A 19,529-nucleotide genomic window follows, 5' to 3' on the forward strand; every position below is an offset into this window, starting at 1 on the left:
AAATTGAGGCAGGAGAGGATATATTGGCGCAATTGGAGCGAATCAACGAGTTGCATCAGGAGCTTGCGCCGATAGCCCCTAAAATGCTTGAGCACTACCTTGAACGGAAAAGTTACACAAAGGCATTAGCCCTACTTAAAACCTTATAGATGGGGAGAAAAATGGCGAGAGAGGATGGACGCCGGCCAGATGAGTTGCGGCCGGTTAGGATTAAACGACATTATATCAAACATGCAGAGGGTTCAGTCCTCGTTGCAACAGGGGACACCCGTATTATATGTACAGCCTCCGTTATTGACCAGCAGCCTCGGTTCATGCGGGACCAGCGGATCAAGAATAGAGGTTGGGTAACAGCCGAGTACTCGATGTTACCGCGTTCGACTTCTGAACGGATGCAACGCGAGATAACCCGCGGCGGTGCCAGTGGTAGAACACAAGAGATACAACGTCTCATTGGTCGTTCCTTGCGTGCTGCGGTAGACTTGTACGCCTTAGAAGAGCGGACAGTCTGGGTGGATTGTGATGTCATCCAAGCCGATGGCGGCACACGCACTGCCTCGATTACAGGTGCGTTTATCGCACTCTGGGATGCGTGTCAAGGGCTTGTCAAAAGTGGAAGAATCGAAACGTTTCCTATTACCGATAACATTGCCGCAACGAGTGTCGGGCTTGTCAACGGTGAAGCCTTGTTGGATTTGTGTTATACGGAAGATTCAACAGCCGATGTTGATATGAATATTGTGATGACCGGTAGTGGTCAGTTTATAGAGATACAGGGTACAGCAGAGGAGAACCCCTTTTCGCGGGATGATTACAATCAGATGTTGGATCTTGCTGTTGGTGGTATACAGCAACTTATCCGATTACAAAATCGGATGATGTTGGAGGATTTAGATGAAGCTGGTATTGGCGACGCGTAACCAAGGCAAGGTACGGGAACTCGCGGAGATGCTGAGGCGTTATCGTAGGGGCGAGGTTTCCTCGTCCGCACGGGTTGGGCAACCCAACCCCTACGGTAACGCGTATGAGGTGGTCTCCTTGAACGCCTATCCGGATGCGCCAGAAGTTATTGAGGACGGCAAAACATATATGGAGAATGCCGCCAAAAAAGCGTCTGTCATTGCGCACTACACAGGTTGTTTGACGCTCGCTGATGATGCTGGCTTAGAGGTAGATGCGCTCAACGGTGCGCCCGGTATTAATTCTAAGCGTTGGGCAGGTGAAGACGCTACGGATGCGATCCGGATTGCGAAACTTCTTCAAGCACTTGAAGGTGTTACGGATCGACGTGCCCGTTTTGTTGCCGCGATTGCAGTCGTCCATCCTGATGGGACATCTTTGACCAAGAACGCGCGCCATATCTTTCAAATATCGGAAAATCGCGTTCTTGGTCAAGGCGTTCTCGGTATTTGTGAGGGATACATCAGACACGCGCCGGTAGGAGAGAGCGGGTTTGGCTATGATCCAGTGTTTGTGCCGGACGGTTACGATGAGACTTTCGCAGAATTGGGTGAAAAAATAAAAAATCAGATTAGTCATAGAGCCAAGGCGTTAGAAAAAGCACGGGAATGGCTTTTATAGTTATCAGTTGTCAGAGGAAATAGTTATCAGTTGTCAGTCGTCAGTTATCAGTTAAGAGGGCTTAGCGTGTCAAGGTTTTTGGTAAAGTCTATAAGCTGATAGAATACCACAGCAACCCTCTTTTACTGACAACCGATAACCGATAACTGACAACTCTAAAATTGAGGAGAAAATGGCAGCACTTAACGATTTACGCAACGGGTTGGTTATCCGACTCAACGACACTATTTACACGATAGTGAATTGCCAGCATGTGAAACCTGGGAAGGGTAGTGCCTTTGCCCGAACGAAGATTAAACGTGTCACCGATGGTGCTGTTTTAGATCGCACATTCCGTTCTAATGAGACTATCGAGACCGTCAGGCTTATGGATCACAAGATGCAGTATATGTACCGAGATGGCGATGTGCTATGGTTTATGGACAACGAAACATTTGAGCAGCACACGTTACCGATAAGCCTTGTTGAAGATAGTTTGAAGTTTCTGAAAGAAGGAGAGACTGTCACCGTCAAAATGGATGGACAAGTGCCACTCGCGGTTGAACTTCCGAACTTCGTTGAGCTTCAAATCGTTGAAACCGATCCTGGATTGCGGGGTGATACCGTCAGTGGTGGTTCCAAACGTGCTACGCTTGAGACAGGTGGCGTTGTTAACGTTCCACTTTTTGTGCAAAACGAAACGCGTATCAAAGTTGACACGCGGACCGGAAAATATGTAGAAAGGATATAGTAGCCGTCGGTTGTCGGCTATCGGCTTTCAGCAAGAGATGTTGTGTCTATCAGAGTTTCTTGCTGACAGCCGACGGCTGATGGCTGATAGCCACGAAAGTAGAAATGCGTCAAAACAGACCCAAGGATAAATCTCAATCTGGGGAACAAGACTATAGTGATATCCTTGAACTCGTTGAACGGTTAGCAGAGGTGCTCGACCGCGCGGATCTCACGGAGGTCCGCGTTCGGGACAACGAATTTGAGGTGCAGGTCTCCAGATACCGTGGAAACCCGGGCGGCTATGAACAAATGTCTTCACCACAGCCAACCGCGACAGGTATGGCGGTGGGAACACCGCATCTGCCGGGAGAAAAGGCGGAAGCGGAGGTGGATGGTGATGGACAGAGTGTCTACATCAGCGCGCCGATGCCTGCGCGTTTCTATCGTGCGCCTGCTCCTGATGAATCACCTTTTGTGCAAGTTGGGGATACGGTCAGCACGGGTGAACCTGTTGGGATGCTCGAAGTTATGAAGACTTACAATCCTGTAGAAGCTTCTTTTAACTGCGAGATTTTAGAAATTCTTGCTGAAGATGGCGAGGCGGTTGAATATTCCCAACCTTTGTTCCGAGTGAAACAGTTGTAAAGGTGGAACAGTTATCAGTCGTCAGTTCGGTTTTTTCTGCGAAAAAACCTTTCAGTTGTCAGAAAGGGACTCTGGGATTATCAAAAACCTCTTAACTGATAACTGGTAACTGGTAACTGATAACTAATAAAATATGATAAAAAAGATACTAATAGCAAATCGCGGTGAGATCGCTGTTCGCGTTATCCGAGCCTGCAAAGACATGGGGATTAAGACGGTAGCTATCTTCTCGACCGCGGATGAAGACGCACTGCACGTTAAATATGCTGACGAGGCGTACTGCATCGGTCCCCCACCTTCAGCAGAGAGTTATCTCAAATATGCGAATATTATTGCAGTTGCGGATTTCGCAAATGTCAACGCCATTCATCCAGGGACGGGGTTTCTCGCTGAGGACGCGCAGTTTGCCGAGATTTGTGAGGCGCACGAAATAAAGTTTATTGGGCCTTCTGTCACGAATATTGCGACTATGGGGGATAAAGTGCAGGCACGCGAGACCGTGGCAAAAGCGGGCTTAAAACTTGTGCCGGGTAGCCGAAGTGGCAAACGCAAAAACAGCAAAAAAGGGACAGTTGAGACAGCTGACGAAGCCGCGCAGCTTGCGGAGAAGATTGGCTATCCTGTTGGGATCAAAGCCGTTGCCGGTGGTGGTGGGCGCGGTATCCGCATCGCTGAGAACCGCCCGAGTCTGCTAACCCTTTTTCACACGGCGAAGGCAGAAGGCGAAGCCGCTTTTGGGAACGGAGATGTCTACATAGAAAAATGGATTGAAGAGGCGCGGCATATTGAGGTCCAGATTTTAGGGGATTTACACGGCAATGTCGTCCATTTCGGTGAACGTGAATGCTCTATTCAACGTAAACAGCAAAAACTCCTTGAAGAGGCACCCGCTGCCTCTATTCCCCCCAAGCTCCGTTCAGAAATCTGTAAAGCTGCCGCTAAAGCTGCAAAAGCGATCGGTTATACAAACGCAGGCACTATTGAGTTTGTTGTTGATAAAGATGATAACTACTATTTCTTGGAGATGAATACGCGGATTCAGGTGGAACATACTATCTCTGAGAGCATAACCGGTACTGATTTGATCAAAGAACAGATCCGGCTTGCAATGGGGGAGCAGCTTGGGTACAATCAATCCGATATTCAGACCCAGGGACATGCCATTGAGTGTAGAATTAACGCTGAGGACCCCTTGAACAACTTCATGCCTTCCCCAGGGCTTATCACAAATTACCATCCACCGGGCGGTATCGGTATCCGGGTTGATGGATGTATCTACACCGGATACACTGTGTCGCCGCACTACGATTCACTCATTGCGAAGCTTATTGCGTCCGGTAGGGATCGGGAAGAAGCGATTGCTCGGTTGAAACGCGCCTTGTCCGAATTCAAGATTGAAGGCATAAAGACCACAATCCCCCTCTTCCAAAATATTCTCAACGACGAACGTTTTCGCAGCGGAACCATTTTTACGAACTTCTTAGAGTAGTCGTCAGTTGTCAGAGCGATTTTTTCTGCGAAAAAATCTGTCAGTCGTCAGTTAAGAGCCGATTTGTGGCGGTTATCAGAAAAGCGGCTGCCACAAGAAAGTAACTGACAACCGATAACCGATAACTGATAACTATTCCCTCTGATAACCGATAACTGAAAACTATTAAAACTGATATGCGTTTCTTCTTGCTTACGCTTGCGATAGTCGTTTTAACACCCGTGACGCTACAGGCGGAAACTACCTTCGTTGATGTCACAGACGCGGCGGGGATCCATTTCCAACATTCGAGCGGAACGCGTTACGGTCTACTCCCGGAAGATATGGGGTCTGGTGCGGGTTTTGCTGATATAGACAACGATGGCGACATTGATCTTTACGTTGCCAATATCCCCCATTCACTTGTACAAGATGTTCATCCCGATAGCAAAACAAATGTACTTTATCGTAACAACGGGGATGGCACGTTTACAGATATTACCGATACTGCGGGTGTTGGGCATAAAGGATACGGCATGGGGTGTGTCTTCGCAGATTACGATGGTGATGGCAATATTGACCTGTATGTAACGAATTATGGTGCGAACGTCCTGTATCGCAACAACGGGGATGGTACTTTTCGGGATGTGACCACAACTGCCGATGTCGGTTGTGAATTGTGGAGCACGGGTGCTGCCTTCGCAGATGTGGATGGCGACAACGACCTTGATCTCTACGTTTGCAACTATGTTACCTACGATTTAGAGAAGCTTGAGCAGATGCAGGAGGAGTCTTTACAATCTGGTAAACCGGTGCCGAGCGCGCTGAATCCACATGTCTTTGAGCCACAGGATAATGTTTTCTACCGTAATAATGGAGACGGGACCTTTAGAGATGCAACTGCCGAATTAGGGATAGCGGCACCCGGTGGCAGGAGTATGCAGTGCCTCTTTAGCGACTTTGATAATGATAACGACTTGGACCTATACGTCGCAAATGACACCTCTGTGAACTATGTCTATCGCAATGCAGGGGATGGCACTTTCACCGATGTGAGTGATGATTCGTGGGCAGCGGATTTTCGGGGTTCTATGGGATTAACTGCTGGCGATTACGATAGCGATGGGGACGTTGACCTCTTTATGAGTCATTGGGTCGATGAAGAAAACGCGCTTTACAGAAATCTTTTGGTGGAATCGGGTTTACAAAACCCTCCTACCAGCGAGCATATCCGGTTCGTGGATGAATCCTATTCTGCGATGCTGGCTGAGGTGGGCATCAAACAGATCGGTTGGGGCACCGCACTTTTCGACTACGATAACGATGGCGATTTGGACATCTTTGTTACAAATGGCAGTACCTTCCAAGAACTGAGGAATCCAGAAGTGCTTATTCCGCAAGCAGATGCCCTGTACCGCAACGATGACGATGGCACTTTCACCGATGTTAGTGAAAGCACAGGTATTGCAGCACTCCCGACACGTGTCGGTCGTGGCGCGACGTTTGGGGATTACGACAACGATGGCGATGTCGATATTTTCATTGTCAACAACCATGCACCCGCGACCTTATTGCGCAATGAAGGCGGAAATCGCAACAATTGGCTGCACGTTGAATTGGTTGGAACAGACGGGAACCGGAATGCTATCGGCGCGAAGATTCAACTCAAAACGGCGGATCGGACGCAGATACGAGAGATTTACGCCGGTGACAGTTACATGTCCTCTAACAGTTTCATCGCTGAATTCGGTGTAGGAAATACTACACAGATTGAGACTTTGCAGGTTACATGGGTGAACGGAGAGACCCAGGCACGTCATAACATACCGGCAAACCAACGCATCCGTATAACTCAGGAATAGCCATCAGCTGAACAGTTGTCAGTACGATTTTTTTCAAAAAATCTTTCGGTTGTCAGTTGTCAGTAAAGAGAAAGACTTTATATATCAAGTTCCTGTCTTAACTGATAACTGATAACTGATAACTATTCCCTGAAAACCGAAAGCGGATACTATCAAATGCGCAATTATTTTTACTTATCTATCTCTATATTCTTAATCCTGTTCGCGTGTGGTGAAGATGCCACAATTAAGCGCGGCAAAGCACTGCTTGAAACGGGCGACACGACTGCTGCCATTCAGCAGTTTGAGGCAGCACTAAAGCAAAATCCTTCCAATGCGGAGGCTTACTATCAACTCGGTTTGGTGTATGAGGGATTAGGAGATACTACGGAATCAAGTAACGCCTTCAAAAGTGCCGCGAAGTTGGCTCCAAAACGTGCAGAAGTCAGACTCGCACTCGGACGCCTCTATTGGCACAACGGTGACCGTTCCGGTGCGCTTGCCCAGTTTCAAAACCTGCTCAGCGATTCTCCGAAAAAAGAGATTCTCCTTCAATTGGCGGGACTTACTGGCGATGCCTACCACGTCCAACGTCTCCGTACCGAAGGCAGCGACGATTACGAACAGACTTTTACCGAAAAGGGGAATATCATGACGTTTACTGCGAAGGACAACGACGACTATAGTCCGGCAATCTCGCCTGATGGAAAATGGGTCGCCTTCGCATCGAATCGTCTCCAGAACGCCGAATTGTATCTTATAGATCTCACGGATCGTTCACTTCGCCAACTCACACACACCGACGAACTTGACGAATATATGCCAGCCTTTTCACCGGACGGGAAGTCAATCGTTTTCGTTACAGAACGCACTCGCGGAGGCATGATGCTCCCACCTGTCCAGGCAAGCGGTTCTGATCCGAGTCGTGCTTCCATCTATCTCATGGATATTGACGGGCGAAACCAGCGTCCACTCGTTGATGCAGAGGGCGCGGACCGCGCCCCCGTTTTTTCACCTGATGGCAAAAAAATTGCCTTTGAATCCAAAGCACCTACACAGGAGGTCGCGAGCACGCCTGGGAGCACAGAAAATAACGATACGTTAGAAATTTATGTCATTGATATTGATGGCAGCAGTAAGACGCAGCTGACACATAACGATGTGGACGACGGACATCCTACATGGTCGCCGAATGGGAAGCAGATCGCCTTCTCTTCAATGGTAGAGAACATCTATCAGATTTTCATTGTCAATGCGGCAGGCGGGGCAGCGAAGCAGTTAACCTTTTCGGACGCAAGCCATTATCACCCGATCTTCAGTTCAGATGGTAAACGGATTCTCTATGTCTCAAACGCACATAACCATTATACCCTCTGGATGATGAACATTGACGGAACGCACAAGACCCAGCTCACAAACCATATCGGTGCGCATTTTGAACCGAGCCTCTCACAAGACGGAAAGAAACTTGTGTTTAGTTCAGACCGTTCGGATCACATGCGGATCTATCTCATGGATTTGGCGCAACCCGTTCAGAAAGAAGCATTAAAGGCGAGATTGGCGGGCTTTTAGGAGACCCTCCCTTTAAGTCCAAAGCGGAGTTGCATTGCACTAACTTACTGTTATTATACCGAAACCTTGAGTGCATTTTCACGAAGTTTGTGAATGAATCTGTGCGATTATGAAAGGCTGTTTTGTATGGAAACCATGAATATTAAGTCAAAGACGATATTCACGGGTGACAATTTACCTATAATGCGTGGGATAAATAGTGAATCAGTAGATTTAATCTACCTTGATCCACCTTTTAATAGCAATGCCAACTACGCAGCACCTATAGGTTCAAAAGCTGCTGGTGCGGAATTCAAAGATACGTGGACGCTTGATGATGTTGACAATGCTTGGCTTGATTTAATTGAGACAAAACACCCCGCACTCAACCGAGTTATCCACGCGGCAATGACGGACTCCGATAAATCTTACCTCATTTACATGGCTGCTCGGTTACTGGAAATGAAGCGTATTCTGAAAAATACTGGCAGTATCTACCTACATTGCGATACGACAATGAGTCATTATCTCAAGTTAGTTATGGATGCGGTGTTTGGGAAGGGAAACTTTCGGAATGAGGTTGTTTGGAAACGAACCGCAGCACATAATGATTCTGCAATTTATGGGAGTGTTCATGACACTATACTCTACTATTCAAAAGGTGATACCCCCACCCTTAATGAGCAATATCAACCCTATTCTGACGAGTATCTCAAGAGGTATAAGCATACGGATGAAAATGGTAAAAGATTTTTGGACAGAGACCTAACCGCTGGCTCTTTAAGTGGCGGTGGGTATCAGTACGAATGGAACGGCATTACTAAAATTTGGCGGTGTCCGTTTACCACTATGCAGGAATATGATAAATCTGGTAAGTTATACTACACTCGCAATGGAACACCGAGATTAAAGCAATTTTTAGATGATATGCCGGGTGTGCCTGTTCAAGATGTTTGGATTGATATACCCCCGATAAACTCACAAGCCAAAGAAAGGGTTGGCTATCCAACCCAAAAGCCACTTTCCCTCTTAGACCGCATTATCAAAGCCTCGTCTAACAAAAGCGATGTCGTTTTTGATCCATTTTGCGGTTGTGCGACAACTCTCGTCGCAGCAGATAGGCTTCAACGGGATTGGATAGGTATTGACATATCAGAGAAAGCATCTGAATTAGTTGTTGAACGGATTAAAACAGATCAGGGACTGTTTGAAAATGTCATCAAACGCACGGATATTCCGAGACGCACAGATTTAGGTGATATTCTGCGATATAATCACCCTAAAAACAAGACCCAATTATATGGAGAGCAAAGCGGGTATTGTAACGGATGTGGTACACACTTTGAGAAACAACACCTTGAGATTGACCATATTATCGCAGAAAATGTTGGAGGGACTGACCATATTGAGAACCTTCAACTGCTTTGTAGCCATTGTAACAGAGTTAAAGGTGAACGCGGGCAAGAATATCTTATCTCAAGGCTGAACAAAGGATAAATCGTGAAACCAGATTTAACAAAGCCCGAATCTATTAACTACGAAAACAAAGGTAGTGGAAACCACTCTACTACCTTTTACATAACTAACTTTTCATGAATGCACAAGGATGTATTATGAAAGACAAAGAACTTCCAAAGTTACTTAAGAGTAGAGCAGAAGCCTCTAAAAAGATACAGGATCGGATTAACGAGGGGAAAAGACTTACTGAAATTTCAGCAACTTCAAAAGATGATCTGACCAATCTTAAACATGAGTCCCGAAAATGGTGTGATTACAACAAAACTCTTTTTGACACTCTTTTTGATATATCACCTTTACCAGATTCACATGGGGTTTCTTGGGGAAGAATGGCATGGGTCATAGGTCGTGATTACACAGCTGATGACATAAAAGATCATAAAAAAGACATAATATCATGGTTTAATCAACTTCAAAGCATATTAGGACAATTGGATTTATACGAAGTATTACCAAAGAATACAAAAGAACCTTTGGAGCATAGTACTGCAAATAATAAAAAAGCGAGAATATTTATTGCACATGGTCGTTCACATTTATGGCGAGAATTTAAGGATTTTTTGGTGGAAACATTAGGTCTTGAATATGAAGAATTTGATCGTATTTCAGCAGCAGGAAAATCTATCAACAGTCGTATAAAAGAAATGTTAGACAAATCATGTATGGCATTCTTGATAATGACAGGCGAGGACGAACACTCAGACGGTTCAGTACATGCACGTCAAAATGTAATCCATGAAATAGGAAAGTGTCAAGATAGATTTGGTTCTGAAAGAACAATCATTTTACTGGAAGAAGGTTGTGAGAAATTCAGTAACATTGATGGGATTATATACATTTCATTTACTAATGGGAAAATAAAGGAAACTTTCGGAGATGTTGTTAGTGTTTTGAAACGAGAATCCATAATTAGAATAGAACTTTGTACTCAGTGATTATGAAGCCTAAAACGACATAATACAATCTGTTATACCAGATTTAACCAATCCCAAAATGGCTTATAGCGTTTGGTTTTAAATAAATTGTTAGATTGTCTGAATTTTTGAACCCTCTTTTTCAAGTCCGGTGCGGTTTTCAACGGCACCATGGGTGTCAATTTAGGGATATTTGATAGGGTCCTAACAACGATAGATATAAGGATTGAACACTCCTGAAAATCCTTGAATCTTGGAAATCCTGCTTCAGGCACAGATATAAATATACCGCCCTTACAGGGCTTAGGAGACGGAGTCGACGCATTTCTATAAACATTACGTCCCTACGGGACTAAAGAGGGTTAGGCATTCAAGGGTTATGGCTAAAACCTGGCGCAGTTGGGAACAGTGCCTACCGGGCCTGGGACTACAACGGTTATTTGCGCTAAAATTGACACTTATGAGGCGGTTGGAAACTGTACCATAGGTGTCAATTTAGGGATTTTTTTAGGACTTTTGGGACAACTATTATACACATGCCGCCCCTACGGGGCTTAGGTTTTTTGGCCACATGCTGCTATAAACATTTCGTCCCTACGGGATTGAAGAGGGTTTCTGGCGTGTCCAAAGTTCATGGCTAAAACCCGGCGCAGTTGGAAACAGTGCCTACCGGGCCTGGGACTACAACGGTTATTTGCGCTAAAATTGACACTTATGAGGCGGTTGGAAACTGTACCATAGGTGTCAATTTAGGGATTTTTTTAGGACTTTTGGGACAACTATTATACACATGCCACCCCTACGGGGCTTAGGTTTTTTGGCTATACGCTGCTATAAACATGCCGTCCCCTACGGGACTGAAGAGGGTTTTGAAATCTTTAAGGTTTTCGCGTAGGATCCGGTTCGGTTGGGAAACCGAACCTACCGGGCCTGGGTAAATCCGGTTCGGTTAGGAAACCAAACCTACCGGGCCTGGGGTAGGTGAGTATACCGCAAAACCGAACCTACCGGGCCTGGGTAAATCCGGTTCGGTTAGGAAACCGAACCTACCGGGCCTGGGGTAGGTGAGTATACCGCAAAACCGAACCTACCGGGCCTGGGATTGGAGGCGTATGCGAGTTTATTTTGTTTTCCTGATTCTTCTCATTATTGCCGGTTGCGATATGGATACACCACCGGATAAGATGACTCCGCAAGTGGCTGCGCAGTATCAGCGCGGTATTGATGCTTTAGATAGCCGCGACTTCGCCGCAGCGGAACAAGCGTTTCAAACGTGCTTGGAGATGGATGCGAACGCACACGATGCGCGTATGCAGTTAGCACGCACTTACATTAGACAGCTGAAGTTTGCCGCCGCTGAGGTGGAATTACAGATGTTAATAGGACTTCTGAGGCAGGCATCAGGGGCACAGGATAAGTTATCAAGGGCATATCTGACGTTAGCACAGGTTTTTAGTTACCAACAACGGTTTTCTGATTCTACGGCTGCCCTTACGAGTGCATTGGAAGTCAACCCTGACGATACCGATGCCCGCATTAGGCTCGGTTATTTTTTGGGTGCCCCGCAACAGATGCTCGTGCCGGATCTCTCGGCATCTAAACGTCAGTTTGAGAAGGTACTGGAACTTGAACCGAATAATCTGGAAGCGATGCTCCAACTCGGTTTGGCTGAATTTCGTCTCGGTGAAGCGGATAAAGCCGCGAAGCGGTTTGAAAACATTATCCAAAATTACCGTCGCCACTCCGGGGCGTATTACTATCTCGGTGTTTACCATCTCCGGCACGGCAATCTTGAAAAAGCGGTAACAAATTTCAAAGAATCACTCCGCCTCAAACCGAGAGACCCCGAAACCCTATGGAATCTGTGGACAGCATATAGTCAACTCGGTGGCTACCCTGAAGAGTTGCCAGAGGAATTTAAAATAGTCATCAGCCGTCAGCCATCAGCCGTCAGCCGTCAGCAAGAGATTGGAACGGAAGACAGGAAGGATGGAAAGGCAGAAGGAAAAAAAGAATCTTCCAGACTTCCAATCTTCCAACCAAATGCTGATAGCCGAAAGCCGAAAGCCGAAAGCCAGTTTACCGATGTTGCACCAAATCTAAAAATGGACAAGGTTGACGGTGGACGTGGAAGTGCTTGGGGAGATTACGATAACGATGGCGATGAGGATATCGTTGCTGTCGGCACTTATCAACCCCACGCCCTTTACCGCAATAACGGGGACGGTACCTTTACCGATGTGGCGGACGAAGCAGGCATCGCTGATCCGAGAGGTGGTTGGGGTTCACTTTTCGCGGATTACGACAACGATGGCTATCTCGATCTCTATATCACCCGTGGGGGTTGGTCTGGTGCCGCGGAGAATACACTCTATCACAACAACGGTGATGGCACTTTTACCGATGTTACACACACCGCCGGTGTCGCCGACCCGCAGAGTAGTTTCTGCGCCGCGTGGGCGGATTACGACAACGACGGTTCCCTCGACCTCTACATCGCAGATGGGGTCATCGGTGATGGTGCTGCCAATGTCTTATACAAGAATAACGGTGATGGTACGTTCACGAATACCGCTAAAATAGCGGGTGTTGCGAATACAGGTAATTCCCTTGGAACCGCTTGGGGGGATTACGATAAGGATGGGTATATTGATCTGCATGTCGTCAACTTCGGGCAATCCAATGTCCTCTATCGCAATAACGGGGATGGTACTTTCACCGATGTCACCCCAACGACCGGCATGGATATCCCTGTTACGGATGCATTTGTCACCTTCTTTTTAGATGTTGACAACGACGCGGATTTGGACATATTCATCTCGAATTCAGGTTCGTTCCAAGCCTTTATCGCCGGACAAATCACTGGGGCTGCGCCACACGATGGCGACCGACAGGTGCTTTACCGCAACAACGGGGACGGTACTTTTACCGATGTTACCCGTGAATCGGGACTCTATCACGCTTTTGGCGCGATGGGGGCAAACTTCGGCGATATTGATAGCGACGGTTATCTGGATATCTATCTTGCTACTGGGGCACCGCAAATGGGTAGACTCGAACGCGACGCGCTCTTCCGCAACAACGGGGACGGTACCTTTACCGATGCGACGCTCGCTCTGGGGTTAGGCAATATCGGAAAAGGACACGGTGTAACGTTCGGTGATATTGATACCGACGGCGATGTTGACATCTACGTTCCTGTCGGTGGTGCGTTTATTGGGGATCAGTGGCACAACCTCTTCTATCAGAATACCGGTGCTGGGAACAATTGGCTTACCTTGAAATTGGTCGGGGTCAAGAGCAATCGAGACGGCATTGGGGCTAAGGTGACTTTGCGCGTTGGTGATAGCGTGATTTACAGAGAGGTTAGCGGTGGATGCGGTTTCGGCTCAACGAATAGCCTGTCCCTTGAAATCGGTCTCAAATCGCATACGAAGGTTGATGTCCTTGAAATCGTCTGGCCCTCCGGTCAAGTGGATACACATCGGAATCTATCTGTCAATCAGAAATTGGTTGTCACTGAAGGAAAAAGTCTATGAATCCCAGATTTCAATGCACAGAACCCGTTATTTCTCATGGAGTCAGCCAAAAATTGTAAGTCCACCGAAATGAAGGTTAAGAATTTAATCGGGTAATTCTCAGTTTTTTATCGGACCCGGTGCGGTTGGGAATGCAGGTCGCATGAATCAACGGTATGAATGCCTTATGGGCATTCCCCGGGGTGTGTACACCGCAAAACCGCACCATAGGTGTCAATTTAGGGATATTTCACGCCATTTTGTAGTAAGGGTTCCACAAATGCCGCCCCTACGGGGCTTGATTCTTGGCAGAGACACATTTCTACACAGATACTGAAGAAATACCCAAGCAAATAAACCCTACGGGACTAAAGAGGGTTTTGAAGACTTCAAGGTTTCCGCGTAGGATCCGGTTCGGTTAGGAATGCAGATCGCATTTGGGCGTGTACGCCGCAAAACCGAACCTACCGGTCCTGGGGGCCACAACGGTTATTTTTTCTAAAATTGACACCTATGGTGCGGTTGGGAATGCAGATCGCATTTGGGTGAGTACACCGCAAAACCGCACCTACCGGACCTGGAGTAATATGAAAGTCATGCGGGAGGGGTTTGTAACCTTGAGTTCTCCGAAGTCGGCTTTACTTTCAGTAGATGAGATGGCACTCTTTGTTGATTATTATCAATTGACGATGGGGCAAGCGGATTTTGATGCGCAGCATAATTCTATTATCACGGCGAATTACTACGTCCGCGAGATTCCACAAGGACAATATCTTATTGCTGCTGGGCTGGAACAGGTCGTCCACTACATCTTAAATTTACGTTTTACGGATGCGACGCTTGACTGGCTGGCAGAACGTGGCGATCTGCATGCTGACTACCTCACTTCGCTCAAGGATTTCCGTTTCGACGGTTCCGTTTTCGCGGTTCCCGAAGGTACCCCTGTTTTTCCCAACGAACCGATTATCAACGTCACGGGTAGATCCAGAGATGTCCAACTCTTTGAAACCTATCTGCTCTGCGTCATGAATTTCCAGACGTTGATAGCCACGAAAGCCTCACGGATTGTGCATGCTGCACGCGGAAAACCCGTTTTTGACTTCGGGGCGCGCCGCGCACACGGCAGGGATGCTGGTATCTTAGCTGCGCGTGCCTCCTTTATCGGTGGTGCCAGTGGTACGTCACTGGTGCTTGCAGGACGTTATTTCGATATTCCCTACGTCGGCACGATGGCACATAAATTCGTCTCTGAACGTCCTACTGAGTTAGCGGCTTTCCGAGATTACGCCGCTGCTTTCCCAAATAACACGACCCTCCTGATTGATACATACAATACACTTGAAGGCGCGCGAAACGCATGTATCGTTGCAAAGGAAATGGAAGCACGTGGCACACGGTTACGCGCGGTCAGATTGGACAGTGGCGACCTCTTGACACTCAGTAAACAGGTGCGTTATATCCTTGATGCTGAAGGACTGGATTACGTCCAACTGATCGCAAGCCATGACCTTGATGAGTTCCAGATAGACACACTGCTTAACAACGGTGCCCCATTTGATAGTTTCGGGGTCGGTACGCGGCTCGCTACGGGTGCGAACTTCAATCCACGTACAAGGGAAGGGGCTCCGTCTGCGCTTGGTGGGGTTTATAAGTTGGTCGAAAGCGGTGGCAGACCTGTCGGGAAACAGTCGCTTGATGAACCATCCAAAGCCACGCTACCGGGGAAAAAGCAGATCTATCGCCTCACCGATGCTGCTGGGAATTATACTAAAGATTGGGTGACACTATGGGATGAAGATGTCGCCGAGGGAGAATCGCTGCTAATTCCGATCATCCAAGATGGGGAGTTGGTATCCGATTTTCCGACACTGCGGGACATTCAGGCACGGACAATCGCAAAACTCAAAAAGTTGCCGGATTCGCATAAAAGTTTAGGGGACGCAAGCCCTTATCCTGTGGCGTTACATTCGGCGTTAAGGGATTTGTAGCAGGTAGGAAATCTTCAGATCACTATTAATCGGATTTTGTTGTTTCTGTTGAAAGGCGTTTTTGCTTTTCTGCGAGGTACCGCATAACTGTGCCTGGATCGGTGGATTGGAGGGTGCCGAGTGCGTTCGCCTCTTCGATGAGCATCATCATTTGGACAGGATTATCTTTGATTAAGGTCTCTGCCTTTTTGTAGAATTCGACGGCTTGCTTATTTTTGGCATTTTCTTCACTGATAGCGGCGAGGTAGATGTAAGCGGCAGCGAGGCGTGGGGACCGGGTGCGGTTCTGGATGAGTTCCTCAAAAACGAAGCGCGCTTCGTCGTAACGGTTGTCGTCGTAGTAGACACGACCGATGCGGAATTGTGCCCTATCGGCGAAACTATCCCTATATCCCCCGGCGAGGTATCGGTCGCGTTCTGGATACCCAATGGTTGCCTCGTAGGCTTGCAGTGCTTCGTTGTAACGATGAAGTTTTCTATAGAGTTCACCGAGTTGGAAAGTTGCCATCATTGCTTGTAGGGTGTTCGGGTGCGATGCGATAACATGCTTATAAGCTTCGATGGCTTCATTGGGTACAGAGAGATGCTCAGCGTAAACAAGTCCACTGCGATAGAGTGCTTCAGCGGCGTAGGTTGAATCGGGATGATTTTTCAGGACCTCTTGATAGGCTTCAATTGCGTTTAGATAGTCCTGCAAGGGTTTCTGTTCGTAGATCGTGCCAATTTGCAACCGTGCGCGTGCTGCGTCTGTAGGAGCTAAGGTGTTATTTTGAAGTTGCTCACGTAGGTTTTCAATGGTTGTAAGGTGTTGAAGTGTGGCAAGTTGTTGCGCTGCCTGTTCTGCCTGAGGTGTATGTGGTGATGTGGCAATGAGGTTTCGTGCGATATTTAGTGCCTCAGAGAAGTCTCTATTTGCGCGCGCTGCGTTCAATCGTTCTAATTCGGTTTCCGCCATCTGTTTGGTGAGTTGTTCAATTTTCTTTCCAATTTCCGCGTGGACTTCAGATACACTTTTATCGTGCATCGAAATTTGCCCTAAATACGCGGGGTCGAGTTGTGGTAGATAGGCATGATGAAACGTTTCAAAAGCCGCGATCGCTTTCGGATAGTTCAAGTTTTTCTCGTGACAGACCCCTGTCCAATAGAGGACAGCGTGCATATTCCAGAAGTTAGGATATTTCTGTTTGAGTCGCTCAAACACAGGGATCGCTAAAGAGTATTTTCCAGCAGTGCGATGGATGTTTGCCATTTGGAAAAGTGCCTCAGCCGCGAAGTTGCTCGTCGGGTAATCGTCAACAACTTTTCTATATGTTGCCATCGCTAAGGCGGATTGGTTAAGGATGGTATGCCTTAGATTTGCGATGCGCCATCTCGCTTCCGGTGCGACGATCGCCTCAGGGTGTGTTTCTAAAAGTGCTTCATACTTCGAGATTGCCTTTTCAGGTTGGTTAAGCTGCGACGGATTCCTATAGAGTTCGGCGATCTGGAATTGGGCAATGGCGGCAAGAGGCGTGCCTTTATACTGAATGGCGATGCGTTGCTGTTCTCTGAGATCAGCGAGTCCGGTATTAATGTCCCGAATCTTTTGTAATCCCGTTTTGTGTACGAAGTGGGAGGCAGGCGCGAGTTTGATGAGTTTATCGTAGGTTTGAATCGCATCATGGTAATTGCCCATGCGGCTGTAGACGTCCCCTTTTTTGATGATTGCCAGGTAGAGTTCGACGGGCGGAAGCCCTTTTTTTTCGAGTTTCAGGATTTTATCGTAAGCCGCGGCAGCTCTGGTGTACTGGTGGGTATAGTTATAATGAATTTCACCGATTTGATAGTAGCACCAGCTTTTCATGGTAATGTCTTTAGTGGATTCGGCAAGTGCCTCAAGTTTGTTACTGGCTTCTGTGTAGCGTCCTGCCTGAATTAAGGCGTTCACTTCATCAGATTGCGCGTATGCAAGCGGGCTGAGAAGAATAATCAGCAGCGCGTGTAAGAGAAATGTGAGCCTGCTTGACATTTCCATGGCTAATATCCGTTAGTTGTGCTATTGTAAAGTTGAATTCTCAGATTGAAGGTTCTGGAGATGTTTGTCGGCAACTTTTGTCCAATTGGTGCCTTGTGCCTGCTCTTTCATTCTGTGGAGCTGGCTTTCTGTCTCCCAGGCATCATTTCGGAGATGATGTGTAATCAGTGCCTCCTCTAAATTCCGTTGGATGCCTTGCTGGCGATACTGTTCGATGCGTGCATCAGCGGACTGTGCTTCGGATAGCTGCCAAGGTGCTTCGGGTTGGAACGGTTTTCCGATGAGGAGAACCGTGGCAATCAAAGCGATAGCAATACTGCTTACCGCAGCGGTTTTGTACCAACCAAAGGGGGATCCGACATTCGCAACATAGGCGCGCATACGTGAGAACAGCGTCTGCTCTTGTGTAGCCGCAAGCCGTTTGTACACGTTCATCTCGATGTTCTGAAGCGTGAGTTCAGGGACAACAATTTCTTCCTGTGCCTTGTCTGTTAATTCAAGTACCGCTGTATAGGCTTCAACTGCCTCAGTACATTCCTCGCAATACTTAAGATGTTCTTCAAAGGGTTCTTCTTCTGCTGGAGGCAGAAGTTTGGAAGCATAATCGATAGCTTGCCCTTCGGATTTTTTACATTTAGGCATAATCTCTTCTCCTTTCTGCGATGGCGTGACCACCCATCAAATTTCATTGTTTTCCCACAAGGGACGTAGGAGCGTTTGCAATCGTTTTACTGCACGGTGGAGGTGAATTTTCACGGTGCCCTCCGCCATATCCAGTGTTTCGGCAACCTCTTTAAGTTGCAAGCCTTCATACCGGCTTAGCATAAAAACGGCTTTCTGTTTTGGAGAGAGTTGATCAACAGCCTCACGGATAAGGATGCCCCGCTCTTTTTCTTCGAGTTGTTTCTCCGGATTGCTGTGGAGATCGGTGGCAACGAGATGCGTTTCGGGAATTTCTGTATCGTCCAAGGCATAGACAGGGCGACGCGCTTTCGCACGGTGGTAATCGATAGCAAGATTGGACGCAATCTTGTAAAGCCATGTCGAAAATTTGGCTTTCGGTTGCCAACCTTCCAGGGCACGGTACGCTTTGAAAAAGACTTCAATGGTGATGTCCTCGGCATCCTCGTAATTTCTGACTGAACGTAGAAGGTACGAGAAGATCTTCGATTTGTAACGTTTCATCAACTCATCGAAGGCGTTTTGGCGACCGGCTTGAAACTGAGCGACTAACAATTCATCATCAATCAATTTGTCCATGAGTCCCGACTTCTTGAGTATCGGTTTGAAGTTTTGCCGCACCTAAGGTTGAGGTGGACAATTGCATGCTAACACTCTCTTAAACGGAAGCCATTAAAATAAGTTTACAGAATTTATGAGCGGTTGTCAAGATTTTTTGGTGAATAGTTTTCAGTTTCCAGTTATCAGTTGTTGAATTGGTTGTTAGCGTCAGCCGCCACCCGTCAAACTTTTGTATTCCATCCGCATCGCTGGCGAGGTTTGAAACCTCGCTCTAAGGCAAAACAACATAGAAAACCGAACGGTTCTGAATATGTTGTTAAAATACTTGATTTTCCTGTGCAGTTGATTTATAGTAAAACCTATAATTAATTGGACACTCTCAAACAGTCTGAATGCCTATAACAGGCATCCAGCCTGGCAGAAACTAACAGTTTTGCGGCGTACGCGAAGAAACGCCCCAGCAAAAACCCCAGATGCGACGTGCATCATGCTACAAAGATGTCTATTTATTTTCAGGCATTCAGGCTGGCACAAACTA

General features: G+C 47.2%; 14 protein-coding genes. 11 read left to right on the forward strand and 3 right to left on the reverse strand.

Features of this window, described 5'->3' with window-relative positions; translation table 11 throughout:
- Positions 1-161: 161 nt before the first annotated feature.
- The 11 genes from rph to OXH00_12580 all read left to right on the forward strand — a co-directional run bounded on the left by rph (position 162) and on the right by OXH00_12580 (position 15,735).
- Positions 162-920, forward strand: a complete 759-nt coding sequence (rph, locus tag OXH00_12530) for a ribonuclease PH (protein MCY3741839.1) — start codon at positions 162-164, stop codon at positions 918-920.
- The gene (locus OXH00_12535) at positions 895-1,581 is read left to right on the forward strand and encodes a non-canonical purine NTP pyrophosphatase (GenBank protein ID MCY3741840.1); all 687 of its coding nucleotides are present in this window, start codon (positions 895-897) and stop codon (positions 1,579-1,581) included. Before rph ends, OXH00_12535 begins: the two co-directional genes overlap by 26 nt.
- Positions 1,582-1,753: 172 nt before the next feature.
- A complete protein-coding gene (efp, locus tag OXH00_12540; protein MCY3741841.1) occupies positions 1,754-2,311 on the forward strand; it encodes an elongation factor P in 558 nt (185 codons plus the stop codon).
- 104 nt (positions 2,312-2,415) lie between these two features.
- Positions 2,416-2,937, forward strand: coding sequence for an acetyl-CoA carboxylase, biotin carboxyl carrier protein (locus tag OXH00_12545; protein ID MCY3741842.1), 522 nt, complete (start codon positions 2,416-2,418; stop codon positions 2,935-2,937).
- Positions 2,938-3,070: 133 nt separating this feature from the next.
- The gene (gene accC / locus OXH00_12550) at positions 3,071-4,426 is read left to right on the forward strand and encodes an acetyl-CoA carboxylase biotin carboxylase subunit (GenBank protein MCY3741843.1); all 1,356 of its coding nucleotides are present in this window, start codon (positions 3,071-3,073) and stop codon (positions 4,424-4,426) included.
- 176 nt (positions 4,427-4,602) lie between these two features.
- Positions 4,603-6,267 (forward strand): CRTAC1 family protein, encoded by a 1,665-nt coding sequence (locus OXH00_12555; GenBank protein ID MCY3741844.1) that lies wholly within the window; start codon positions 4,603-4,605, stop codon positions 6,265-6,267.
- A 156-nt stretch (positions 6,268-6,423) separates the two neighbouring features.
- Positions 6,424-7,818 carry a tetratricopeptide repeat protein gene (locus OXH00_12560; protein MCY3741845.1) on the forward strand — a complete coding sequence of 465 codons (1,395 nt, stop codon included), beginning with the start codon at positions 6,424-6,426 and terminating at the stop codon, positions 7,816-7,818.
- Positions 7,819-7,953: 135 nt separating this feature from the next.
- Positions 7,954-9,294, forward strand: coding sequence for a DNA methyltransferase (locus tag OXH00_12565; protein MCY3741846.1), 1,341 nt, complete (start codon positions 7,954-7,956; stop codon positions 9,292-9,294).
- Between the two features lie 116 nt (positions 9,295-9,410).
- Entirely contained in the window at positions 9,411-10,250 is an 840-nt protein-coding gene (locus tag OXH00_12570) for a nucleotide-binding protein (GenBank protein MCY3741847.1), read from the forward strand.
- A 1,091-nt stretch (positions 10,251-11,341) separates the two neighbouring features.
- The gene (locus OXH00_12575) at positions 11,342-13,768 is read left to right on the forward strand and encodes an FG-GAP-like repeat-containing protein (protein ID MCY3741848.1); all 2,427 of its coding nucleotides are present in this window, start codon (positions 11,342-11,344) and stop codon (positions 13,766-13,768) included.
- Positions 13,769-14,334: 566 nt separating this feature from the next.
- A complete protein-coding gene (locus OXH00_12580) occupies positions 14,335-15,735 on the forward strand; it encodes a nicotinate phosphoribosyltransferase (protein MCY3741849.1) in 1,401 nt (466 codons plus the stop codon).
- Between the two features lie 25 nt (positions 15,736-15,760).
- On the opposite strand, the gene OXH00_12585 is transcribed toward OXH00_12580, so the two are convergent.
- The 3 genes from OXH00_12585 to OXH00_12595 are packed head-to-tail and all read right to left on the reverse strand — an operon-like array spanning position 15,761 to position 19,009.
- Positions 15,761-17,749 (reverse strand): tetratricopeptide repeat protein, encoded by a 1,989-nt coding sequence (locus OXH00_12585; protein MCY3741850.1) that lies wholly within the window; start codon positions 17,747-17,749, stop codon positions 15,761-15,763.
- 21 nt (positions 17,750-17,770) lie between these two features.
- Positions 17,771-18,391 carry a hypothetical protein gene (locus OXH00_12590; GenBank protein MCY3741851.1) on the reverse strand — a complete coding sequence of 207 codons (621 nt, stop codon included), beginning with the start codon at positions 18,389-18,391 and terminating at the stop codon, positions 17,771-17,773.
- Between the two features lie 36 nt (positions 18,392-18,427).
- On the reverse strand, positions 18,428-19,009 hold the full coding sequence (locus OXH00_12595; protein MCY3741852.1) for a sigma-70 family RNA polymerase sigma factor: 582 nt from the start codon (positions 19,007-19,009) through the stop codon (positions 18,428-18,430).
- Between the last annotated feature and the right edge of the window lie 520 nt (positions 19,010-19,529).

The sequence above is a fragment of the Candidatus Poribacteria bacterium genome (genome assembly GCA_026706025.1).
GTDB lineage: Bacteria > Poribacteria > WGA-4E > WGA-4E > WGA-3G > WGA-3G.